Origin of the sequence: uncultured Mailhella sp. (assembly GCF_944324575.1) — a bacterium.
Lineage (GTDB): Bacteria > Desulfobacterota > Desulfovibrionia > Desulfovibrionales > Desulfovibrionaceae > Mailhella.
Map to the genome: position 1 here is coordinate 32,777 of NZ_CALUWV010000013.1, position 10,730 is coordinate 43,506.

At 61.3% G+C, this 10,730-nt stretch carries 7 protein-coding genes; 5 read left to right on the forward strand and 2 right to left on the reverse strand.

Annotated features, from left to right (window positions below; genetic code table 11):
- Positions 1-142: 142 nt before the first annotated feature.
- Together Q0J81_RS02965 and Q0J81_RS02970 are read right to left on the reverse strand one after the other, a co-directional pair.
- On the reverse strand, positions 143-1,837 hold the full coding sequence (locus Q0J81_RS02965) for a [FeFe] hydrogenase, group A (RefSeq protein ID WP_294445951.1): 1,695 nt from the start codon (positions 1,835-1,837) through the stop codon (positions 143-145).
- A gap of 5 nt (positions 1,838-1,842) precedes the next feature.
- Positions 1,843-2,334, reverse strand: coding sequence for an NADH-ubiquinone oxidoreductase-F iron-sulfur binding region domain-containing protein (locus Q0J81_RS02970; RefSeq protein WP_294445952.1), 492 nt, complete (start codon positions 2,332-2,334; stop codon positions 1,843-1,845).
- 372 nt (positions 2,335-2,706) lie between these two features.
- Here Q0J81_RS02970 and Q0J81_RS02975 point away from each other — a divergent pair, with 372 nt between their 5' ends.
- From Q0J81_RS02975 to Q0J81_RS02995, 5 genes are read left to right on the forward strand one after another with little or no spacing between them, the layout of a single operon-like run.
- On the forward strand, positions 2,707-3,999 hold the full coding sequence (locus Q0J81_RS02975) for an SWIM zinc finger family protein (protein ID WP_294445953.1): 1,293 nt from the start codon (positions 2,707-2,709) through the stop codon (positions 3,997-3,999).
- Between the two features lie 13 nt (positions 4,000-4,012).
- Positions 4,013-5,641: a DUF5691 domain-containing protein gene (locus tag Q0J81_RS02980; RefSeq protein WP_294445954.1), complete on the forward strand. Its 1,629-nt coding sequence runs from the start codon at positions 4,013-4,015 to the stop codon at positions 5,639-5,641.
- A gap of 23 nt (positions 5,642-5,664) precedes the next feature.
- Positions 5,665-6,768 carry an AAA family ATPase gene (locus Q0J81_RS02985; RefSeq protein ID WP_294445955.1) on the forward strand — a complete coding sequence of 368 codons (1,104 nt, stop codon included), beginning with the start codon at positions 5,665-5,667 and terminating at the stop codon, positions 6,766-6,768.
- A gap of 2 nt (positions 6,769-6,770) precedes the next feature.
- Positions 6,771-9,182: a DUF5682 family protein gene (locus tag Q0J81_RS02990; RefSeq protein ID WP_294445956.1), complete on the forward strand. Its 2,412-nt coding sequence runs from the start codon at positions 6,771-6,773 to the stop codon at positions 9,180-9,182.
- The gene (locus Q0J81_RS02995) at positions 9,175-10,365 is read left to right on the forward strand and encodes a VWA domain-containing protein (RefSeq protein ID WP_294445957.1); all 1,191 of its coding nucleotides are present in this window, start codon (positions 9,175-9,177) and stop codon (positions 10,363-10,365) included. The genes Q0J81_RS02990 and Q0J81_RS02995 overlap by 8 nt, the downstream gene beginning before the upstream one ends.
- The last annotated feature ends 365 nt before the right edge of the window (positions 10,366-10,730 follow it).

Genomic DNA, 10,730 nt, shown 5'->3' on the forward strand with positions numbered 1-10,730 from the left:
GGTTGCCTTGAAGATGAGGACTCATGTTTTTTTGCAGCGCAGGTTCCTCGGGGAGCAGTGTGCAAGCAAAAAGCCCTCTTTCCGCAGCGTTGCGGAAAGAGGGCTTTTTCGGTCGGAACGCTGATGAAGACGCGTTCTTATGCTAGTTGCCGCTCATGTTTCTGTGCAGGAGCTCGTGCTCCCTGCCTTTGAGCAGCGTGGAATACAGCGTGTCGAGCAGCGGGTTTTCGCTGGTCTTTTTTATCTGCATGTTGATGTCTGCCTCATAGAGAGAATCGCGACGGGCCCGGAACGGGTTGTCGTGGGAGGAGACCGGCTGCCCGCCGCCCATGATGCAGCCTCCGGGACAGGCCATGAATTCCACGAAGTCGTAATGCTTGCCGCCTTCGCGGATGGCGTTCAGCACCATGTCGGCGTTGCGCAGACCGCTGACCACGGCCGCGCGTATTGTTCTGTCGCCTTGCAGGAAGCTGAATTCCCGTATGCCGTGTTCTTCGCGAACCCCTACTTTCTTGAGAGCGTCGATTTCCTGCCGGCTGTGTCCGGCAAGGAAGTTGCGCAGCACGGCTTCGGCCACGCCGCCGCTTGTGCCGAAAATGAGTCCCGCGCCGGAGGTGATGCCGAAGGGCATGTCCGCCGCGTCCTTGTCCGCGCCGTTCAGCGTGAGGCCATAGCTCTGTATCATGCCGATGAGCTCTTCGGTAGTGAGCACGTAGTCCACATCCTGCCTGCCGTTCGTGCGTGACTCGGGCCGGAGTATCTCGTCCTTTTTGGCAGTGCAGGGCATGATGGACACGGAAACGAGCCGGCGTCCCCTTTCATCGGGAGACTTGTCGTCCCAGGCGCGCAGCACCGCTCCGAACATCTGCATGGGCGAGCGGCAGGTGGAAAGGTTTGGAATGAATTCCGGATGCTTCTTTTCACAGAAGCGCACCCACGCCGGGCAGCAGCTCGTGAAAAGCGGCAGCCTTTCACCGGAGGCAAGGCGTGCCTCAAGCTCACGGCTTTCTTCGGTCACGGTGAGATCGGCGCCGAAGGCCGTGTCGTACACTTCTTCAAAGCCCAGGCGATGCATCACCGTGACGAGGCGGTTCATCACGTTCTTTCCGGCGGGGAAGCCGAATCGGTCGCCTATGGCCGTGCGCACGGCCGGAGCCACCTGAGCCACCACCTTGTTTTTCGGATCCGCAAGCGCGTTCCAAACCTCGTCCACGGTACTCTTGATGGAAATGGCCCCTGTGGGGCAGACCACGCGGCACTGGCCGCAGCCCACGCAATCGGTTTCCGCCAGACGGCGGTTGTAGGCCGGAGTGACCAGAGTGGCCACGCCCTTGCCCGCAAAGTCCAGGGCGTCCACGGCCTGAATGTTGTCGCACATGCGCACGCAGTCGCCGCAGAGTATGCACTTGCTCGGCGTGCGCACGATGCAGTTGGAGCTGTTGTCCACGTCGTGGCGGTCCTGAGCGCTTTTGAAGCGTATCGTTCTTACGCCCATGCGCTCGGCCAGATTCTGCAGATGGCAGTCGCCGTTTTTGTTGCACACCGTGCAGTCGCGGTCGTGGGAGGCGAGAAGAAGCTCGAGAAGCGTGCGGCGGTACCTGCGCAGCTCCGGCGTGTTGGTCTGAATGTTCATGCCGTCGCGCGGGCGTACCGTGCAGGAAGCGAAATAGCGGCCCTCGTCATCTTTGACCGTGCAGAGGCGGCATGCGCCGTACACGGAAAGTTCCGAAACATAGCAGAGCGTAGGCAGGTCGATGCCAGCCTTGCGTATGACCGTCAGCACATTGGTTTCATCGGTGAATTCGACGCGGATGCCGTCGATGATCATGCTGCCCATGATTGTCAGTCCTTGATGGAAATGGCGCCGAACTTGCAGTTCATCATGCAGGTGCCGCACTTGATGCACAGTTCATGGTTGATGACGAAAGGCTGCTTGATGACACCCGTTATGGCATGTACCGGGCAGATGCGGGAACATTTCGAGCAGCCCTTGCAGCGTTTGGGGTCGATGTCGAAGAAAATGAGTTCCTGATAGGGACCGGGCAGGTATTCCTCTATGACACGCTCCTCTCCGCCCTGATGTTCGAGAACGGAAAGAACCTGCCTTGCGATGCTTTTGCCGAGTCCGCAGCGGGCGGTGTGATCTATGAGCGAGCCGAGCTCGGAAAGAAGGGCAAGCTCCTCCTCGGAAGGAGAGGGGAGCGGAGAGTCCTCGAGAATCTGCTGCATCTGCCTTGTGCCTTCCCGGCAGGAAATGCACTTGCCGCAGCACTGGTCGCTGGTGAATTTTTCAAGAACGGCCAGAGCCTTCTGTGTTTCCGGTGACTTTTCCATGGTGGGCGTCCGAAAGAGGTGAAGTTGATGACGGTCGGAAGGATGGCGCTGAACCGCAGCGCGTCCCGGGAGAGCGGAACCTGTTCGTTCAAACGCGTCGTGCTGTTCCATGACCGGACCGGATTGCGGAAGACGCTCCCCGGCAACAACCTCAGGATGTAGCCGGGGAGCGCAGTTCTTGTAAAGCCTGCGTCTGTTGTTCCTGAAAGGAACAAGCGTGGATCCGGGCCGGACGACTTCTGCGCCGGAGCCTGTGCTTTCTGCATTTTTCCTCCTGCGCTTGACGCCATGATTTCCTGCCGTTACAGATAGATATCATCTGCACTGTCTGCCGCGCACCCTGCATGCGCGGATTCCTCCGGGAGATAACGTATGGACATCACGGTAGACGCAGTTCTCGCCATGGCGCCGGACGATGCTTCGGTGAAGGCCGCGCGTTCTCTTGCCTCTCCGGGCAAATGGCAGACGCTCGGTTTTGACGATGCCGCAGCCTGGGGACTCTGTCAGGGCAGCGGATCGAAACCCTATCAGACGAAGGTCGACCTTGCCGGGCCGGTCTGTTCCTGTTCCTGTCCCAGTCGAAAAATTCCCTGCAAGCACGCGTTGGCGCTGCTTCTGCTCCTGGCCGGACAGAAGGGCGCGTTTGCCGAAGGCAACCGTCCCGAATGGGTGAGCGAATGGCTGGAAGGCAGGCAGCAGCGCGCCGCAAAAAAGGAAGAGAACAGGGCTAAAAAGAAGAGTGCCGCTCCCGCTTCTCCCAAAAAGGAGGCCGCACGTCTCGAGCGCATGGGCGCGGGACTGGACGAACTTTGCCGCTGGATGAACGATCAGGTGGTTCAGGGGCTTTCGTCTCTTTCAGGACATTATGAGGAGTGGAACAGGCTTGCCGCCCGCATGGTGGACGCACAGATGCCGGGACTGGCCGCCCGCGTGCGGGGCATGGCCTCGCTTGTGGACGGAGGTGACGACTGGCCCGCCGTTTTGCTCGGCAGAATGGGGCGGATTCAGCTTCTTGCGGAGGCGTTTTCCCGCATGGAGCAGCTTTCGCCGGAGCAGCAGGCGGATGTCCGCTACGCGCTGGGCTATCTTCCCGACAAGGATGTCGTGCTGGCCGGGGAAGACCGGGTTTCCGACGTGTGGAGCGTCATCGGCGTGAGCGTGGCCGAAGAGGACAGGCTCTGGCGTCGTCGCGTGTGGCTCTTTGGCAGGGAAAGCGGACGGATGTCGCTTCTTCTCGATTTTTCCCACGGTACCCGCTCCTTTGAACCTGTATTTCTGCCCGGAAGCTGCGCGCGCATGACGCTCGTTTTTTATCCAGGAGCCTCCCCGCTTCGAGCCCTTGTCGCCGATGCCCCTGTTTCCGAGCCGTTCGGTCCTCTTCCGTCGTTCACGCTGGAGGAGGCTCTGCATGATCTGGCGCAACGACTGGCGGCCAGTCCATGGCAGACGCCGCTTCCTCTCTTTTTCGGCGGTGCGCGTCTTGTCCGCAGCGCCGAACGCTGGCAGCTTCTTTCGGAAACGGGCAGACTCGTTCCTCTGGCCGTGGACGATGCCGCCGCCTGGAAAATGTTTGCCGCAGGTGGAGGACGCCCGCTTGTCGTCTGCGGGGAGTGGGACGGCAACGAGCTTCTTCCTGTGGGGGTGTTCCCGCAGGCGGCATCCTGACGGAGGGGAAATCATGGATTCCAGACTTCACCTGTTCGGTTCCTGCGCGCTGCTCGGCACGGCCCGTCGTCCGCCGTCGTTTTCCGAAACGGATTTTCCCAGAGGTTCGCTCGTCCGTGAACTTGCCGATGCTTCGGACTCGTCGCCGGAAGGTTGCGCACGCACGCTTCTGCGCAGTGCGGGCGTGCTTTTTCTCGGAGGGTGCGCGGGCTATCTGCCCGAGAAGGCCGAAGAGAATCTGACGGTTCCCGAGGTCGCTCCCGAAGAGTCTCGCGCGATGCTGCCGGAAGATTCGCCGGTTACGGCTTTTTGCGAAGAGATCTTCCGCAGCAGTCAGCTCCGCCTTCAGTGGGAGGCTCTCTCGTATCTTGCCGGAAAGAACATGGTTCTGCCGCATTCGCTTCTTGTTCCGGCGCTTGCCATGGGCAGAACCAGCCCGGCGCTTCGCCCGCTGCTTGCCCGTACGGCGGGTGCGCGCGGACTGTGGCTTGCGGCGCTGAATCCCGACTGGCGCATGTTCGCCACGTCCTCTGCCGACGCCGAGCTGGAAATGGAAGCGTGGGAACACGGACGGCCCATGCAGCGACAGGCGTTTTTCCTTGCCGCGAGAAAGGCGAGGCCTGCATGGGCGAGGGAACTCTTTGAACAGGATCTCTCCTCCATGGACGCTTCCGAGCGCAACACGCTGCTCGGGCTTTTTGCTCACGGACTTTGCCGTGACGACGAGGATCTGCTGGAAACGCTGCTTTTTAAAGATCGCAGCCGTGAAGTGAGAAGAACGGCGGCCTCCCTGCTTTCCCGTCTGCCCGAAAGCCGGTATGTGATGCGCATGGGAGAGAGGCTTTCTTCCTGCATGAAGGCTTTTTTGTCCGCGTCTTCGCAGCCCGGCGTATCCGGCCTGTTCCGCATGGCTGCCGCCGCCGTGGGCTTGGGGGACAAATCGGAGTTCATTACGCCGCCCGAAACCTATGACAAAAGCTGGGCCGCAGATCTCATCAGCGAAAAGTCTCCGTTTTCCCAGTTCGGTCCGCGTGCCGGATGGCTGTACCAGATGGCCTCGGCCGTTCCGCCTTCGTGGTGGACGGAACGCACGGGAAAAAGCGCAGAGGATGTGCTTGCGCTCTTTGAGCGTTCGGAGTGGAAAAAGCCGCTTCAGACGGCGCTGGGCGACGCCGTGCTGCGCACGGGCGACGTCTCGTTTGCACGTGCCATGTTGAAAAGCATGAAGAAGGGCGGCGTGTGGCCATCGTCTTCCGGCAGAAGTCTCGATGTCTTTGCCCTTGCCGCCATGCTCGGCAGAGAAGAGCGTGAAGAGGCGTGGGAACGGCTGCTTTCGCCCGACACGTTCACGGATCTTCTGCAGGATATCCGCATGAGACAGGAACTTGACTACCGTATGTCGCCCCTTCTGGCGGCAAGGGCCGTCGCCGTGCTGAAGAACCGGATGCTGTCGGCAAAAAGCCGTGACTATGCTCTTGCCTACGTGGTGGACGAGCTGGCCATGGTGCTGCCTGCCGATGAGCTTGAGAAGGCAAGGCGGATGCTGGAGTCCCTGCCCGCGTCCGACCTGAACCACGACGTCTCCGATCGTTTTTTCGTCGTCGCCGGAAAGCGTCTGGCGCTCGGCGCGTATTTTTCCTGACCGTCAACCGAAGAGGACTTTTCATGAATACCGAAGAAAGCAACAAGGCCGCGCGAGTCCTGCGGCAGCATGCCGAGCAGCAGTTTGCCGAGGAACTGGACGAACTCAGGAAGGCCGACACGCATCCTCGCCCCGCCAACTGGAAGATGTCTCCTTTTGCCGTGTGCACGTATCTTATGGGTGGCAGGCTCGACAACGGCTTTGAAGTGTCGGCAAAATACATAGGCAGCCGCCGTCTCATGGAAATAGCCGTGGCCACGCTGGCCACCGATCGCGCGCTGCTTCTGTACGGCGTGCCCGGCACGGCCAAGTCGTGGGTGTCGGAACATCTGGCCGCGGCCATAAGCGGAGACTCCACGCGCATTATTCAGGGCACGGCGGGAACGAGCGAAGAGCAGATGCGCTATGGCTGGAACTATGCCGAGCTTCTTGCCAAAGGGCCGTCCCGGCATGCGCTTGTGGAAAGTCCGCTCATGCGCGCCATGGCCGAAGGCTGCATTGCCCGGGTGGAGGAGCTTACCCGCATTCCGGCGGACGTGCAGGACACGCTCATCACCATTCTTTCGGAAAAGTCCCTGCCTGTGCCCGAGCTCGGCGAAGAGGTTCAGGCCGTGCGCGGCTTCAACGTCATAGCCACGGCCAACAACAGGGACAAGGGCGTGAACGAGCTTTCTTCCGCGCTCAAGCGTCGCTTCAATACCGTGGTGCTGCCTGTTCCTGCCACGGAGGATGAGGAAGTGGCCATTGTGGAGAAACGTGTCCGGGAAATGGGGCGCAGCCTGGAGCTGCCCGCCGAGCCTCCCGCGCTTCCCGAAGTGCGCCGCGTAGTGCGTATTTTCCGGGAGCTTCGCAATGGAAAAACCGAGGACGGCAAGCTCAAGGTCAAAACGCCGTCCGGCACGCTGAGCACGGCAGAAGCCATTTCCGTCATCAACAGCGGCATGGCCCTTGCCGCGCATTTCGGCGACGGACGCCTGCGGGCTGCCGACGTGGCGGCGAGTCTTGTGGGCGCTGTCGTCAAGGATCCCGTGCAGGATCGCGTCATATGGCATGAGTACCTTGAAACCGTCATGAAGGAGCGGGGCGACTGGAAGGATTTGTACCGCGCCTGCCGCGACGTGGAATGACCATGGACGACGCAAGGCAGATACGCATATTCGGCATAAGGCATCACGGGCCGGGGTGCGCCCGCAGTCTTGTCCGCGCACTGGAAGAGTGGCAGCCGGACGCGCTTCTCATCGAGGGGCCGCCCGAAGGCGAGAGCGTGCTGCCCCTTGCCGCCGACGAGGCCATGAATCCGCCCGTGGCGCTGCTCGTCTATGCGGAAGACGATGCGAGGCGGGCGGCCTTCTATCCCTTTGCGGAATTTTCTCCGGAATGGCAGGCGCTGCGCCATGCGCTTGCCCGGAACGTTCCGGTGCGGTTCATGGACCTTCCCATGGCCGTGCGCTTTGCCATGGAAAAAGCGGAGGAAGAGGCCGCGCTGATGGAAGACGAAGCCGGAGTCGGAAAGGCGCAGGACGCGGGAGAAGACGAAACGTCCGTCGAAGTGGCGGATGCGGAAAACGCGTCCGATTCATCCGCAGAGGCTGAAGGCTGCGATTTGAAGATGGAAGAAGCGGAGAGCGATTCGTCGTTCGACGTCGCCGACCCTCTGGACTGGCTGGGCCGTGCCGCAGGATACGAGAGCGGCGAGGACTGGTGGAATCATATGGTCGAGGAGCGGCTGGACGGTCTGGAGCTCTTTGAGGCCATACGCGAAGCCATGACCGCCGTGCGACAGGATCGCGAGGCAAGGCATGGCGTACCGGAAGGAATGGAGGCCCTGCGCGAGGCGCATATGCGTTCATGTCTGCGCCGGGCGAAGAAGGAAGGTTTTGCCCGCATTGCCGTGGTGTGCGGCGCGTGGCACGTGCCCGCGCTGGAAGCGAAGGTAACCGCCAGGGACGACAACGCGCTTTTGAAGGGGCTTCCTAAAATGAAGGTGGCCGCCACCTGGGCGCCGTGGACTTATGCGGGTCTCAGCGTGCGGAGCGGCTACGGTGCGGGCGTGACGTCTCCGGCGTGGTATGAGCATCTGTGGCGTGCGGAAAGCGAAGAGTCCCGCGTCGTGAGCTGGCTTACCCGCGCGGCTCGACTGTTCCGGGAAGAAGGTCTGGACTGCTCGCCCGCGCACATCATTGAATCGGCAAGGCTTGCCGAAACGCTGGCGGCGCTGCGAGAGCGCCCGGGAGCCGGTCTGCCGGAGCTTTGCGAAGCTCTTCGCACCGTGGTCTGCATGGGCGAAGAAGCGCCCATGCGTCTGGTCGAACGCCGTCTCATTACCGGCGAGAAGCTGGGGCAGGTACCGGAAGGCGCGCCTGCCGTGCCTCTTCAGCGGGATATCGAGCGACTTCAGAAAAAACTCAGGCTGAAGCCGGAAGCCTCCCAGAAAACGCTGGATCTTGATCTGCGCAGAGACGTGGACCTTGCGCGCAGCCATATGCTGCACCGCATGAACATTCTGGACATTCCCTGGGGAACGGACAGGCGTGAGGGCGGCGGCAAGGGCACGTTTCATGAATTGTGGCTTCTGCAATGGGAACCGAAGCTCATCGTCGACATCATCAACGCGGGGTCGTGGGGCAGCACGCTTCAGGATGCCGCCGTGCGCCGCGTGCTGGATCTGGCGTCCCGTGCCGGACTTCCCGAGCTGGCAAAGCTCATGGACGCGGCGCTTCTTGCCGATCTCGGCCCGGCCATAGACGGCCTGGTGCGCACGCTCGAAGACCGGGCCGCGCTGACGACGGACACGCTGCAGCTTGTGCGTACGCTGCCTGAACTCGTGCGCGTGGCCAGATACGGCGATGTGCGCGGTACGAATGCGGGCATGGTGCTCGCGCTGGTGGAGGGCATGGTTCCGCGCGTGGCCGTGGGGCTGCACGCAGCGCTTTCCGGGCTCAATGCCGAAGGCTCGGCAGAGCTTCTTGCGCCTTTGCGCGCGGCAAACGATGCCATGCGTCTCATCGCTCGAGAGGAACTGACGCTTATGTGGCGGCAGGCGCTTCACCGGCTTCTGGCGGAAGAGAGCGGCGTGCATGCCGTCCTTCGGGGACTCTGCGCGCGGCTACTGTTTGACGACGGGGCGCTTTCTGCCGGAGACGTCGAGACTCTCATGGGGCTTGCCCTGTCTCCGGCCTCCGAACCGGAAAATGCTGCGGCGTGGCTTTCTTCCTTTCTGGGAGAAAGCGCCATGGTGCTTCTGCACGACGACGCCTTGTGGCGCCTCGTGGATGCATGGCTTCTTTCGCTTTCTGCAGAGCGCTTCGTCAACGTGCTGCCCATGTTGCGCCGGACGTTCACGGAGTTTTCTGCGCCGGAGCGCCGGCAGCTTGCGGAAAGAGCCCGCAGGACGGGTATTGTGAGGCAGGCCGGGGCAGGAGACCCTCATCAGGTTTCGTGGGATGAGGAGAGAGCGGCGCTGGTGCTGCCTTTTTTGAGAACGATACTCGGCCTTGCCGGTAACGGCACGGGCGCAAAGGAACGAGGTGCCCATGAGTGACGGACTGGAAAAGGAACGGTTGCGGCGCTGGGTGCTTGCGCTTGGCGACGAGGCCAGAAGCTGCTGCCCCGATGTTTCGCTGAGTGCGGAAGATATGGGCATGAGCGACGCGCTTTCCATGCTTTACGACAACGGCAGCGGCGGCAAGGGCCTGCGAGGAGGCAGCGGCGCGTCTTCTCCCCGCGTGGCGCGCTGGCTCGGCGACATTCGCAAGTACTTTCCCTCCACCGTGGTGCGGGCCATGCAGAAGGACGCCTTCGACCGTCTCTATCTTAAAGATATGCTGCTTCAGCCTGAAATGCTGGACTCCGTGCAGCCGGACGTGAATCTGGTGTCCACGCTCATGAGCCTGAACGGCGTCATTCCGGCGGAGACCCGGGAGACTGCGAGGCTTGTGGTGCGCAAGGTGGTGGATGAGCTCTTGAAGCAGCTTGAAGAGCCCATGCGCACGGCCGTAAGCGGTGCGCTCAACCGGGCGGTGAGAAACCGTCGTCCACGGGCTTCCGAAATAGACTGGAATCGAACCATTCAGGCCAATCTGCGCCACTGGCAGCAGGAATACCACACGCTGGTGCCGGAAACGCTCATCGGTTACGGCCGCAAGGCGCACCGGCCGCAGAGAGAGGTCGTGCTCTGCATCGACCAGAGCGGATCCATGGCCAGTTCCATCGTGTATTCCAGCATATTCGGTGCGGTCATGGCCTCGCTGCCTGCGGTGAAGACACGTCTTGTGGTTTTCGACACGTCGGTGGTGGACCTTACCGACGAGATGCACGACCCGGTGGACGTGCTCTTCGGGGTGCAGCTCGGCGGCGGCACCGACATCAATCGGGCCGTGGGCTATTGCCAGTCGCTCATCACCGATCCGCGCAACACCATCATGGTCCTCATTTCCGACCTGTATGAAGGGGGCGTGGAGCGCAATCTTCTTCAGAGAGCCGGCGAGCTCGTGCAGTCCGGGGTACAGTTCATCACGCTGCTGGCGCTCAGCAATGAGGGCAGCCCCTTCTACGACAGAGAACTTGCCGGAAAGCTCGCCGCCCTGGGCGTTCCCTGCTTTGCCTGCACGCCGGACATATTTCCGGGCATGATGGCTGCCGCCATACGAAAGGAGGACGTAGGCCTCTGGGCGGCAGAGCAGGGAGTCGTCACCACTCCGCCTGCGACGGGAGGAAAGGGCTGAGATCGCGCGGGACGGAGGATGTCTGAGACCACTGTTCGGACGGACGGCCTTTTTCGCGGCGCGTTTGCAGCCTGAAGGCTTTTTTCGACGTCTTTTGGCACTCCGGGAGGCCGGAAAACGGGCAAAAAACGGGAAAAGCGGCGAAAGAGGCTCAAAAATCGGCCGGAGACCTGTCTTTGGTCGATTTTTTTATGCTGTTTTATCATGCAGTTATCAATAAAAATTCAAAAAGAACGAAAAAAGGTGAAAAAAGTGTTTGACAAGACGGGGGAAAATGGGCATAACTCAAAAACGCGCTGAGGCACAGCGGCTCAAACGAGCGCCCCGCCGAAAGCGCCGCCTGAAAAAAAACTTGAAAAAAGTTG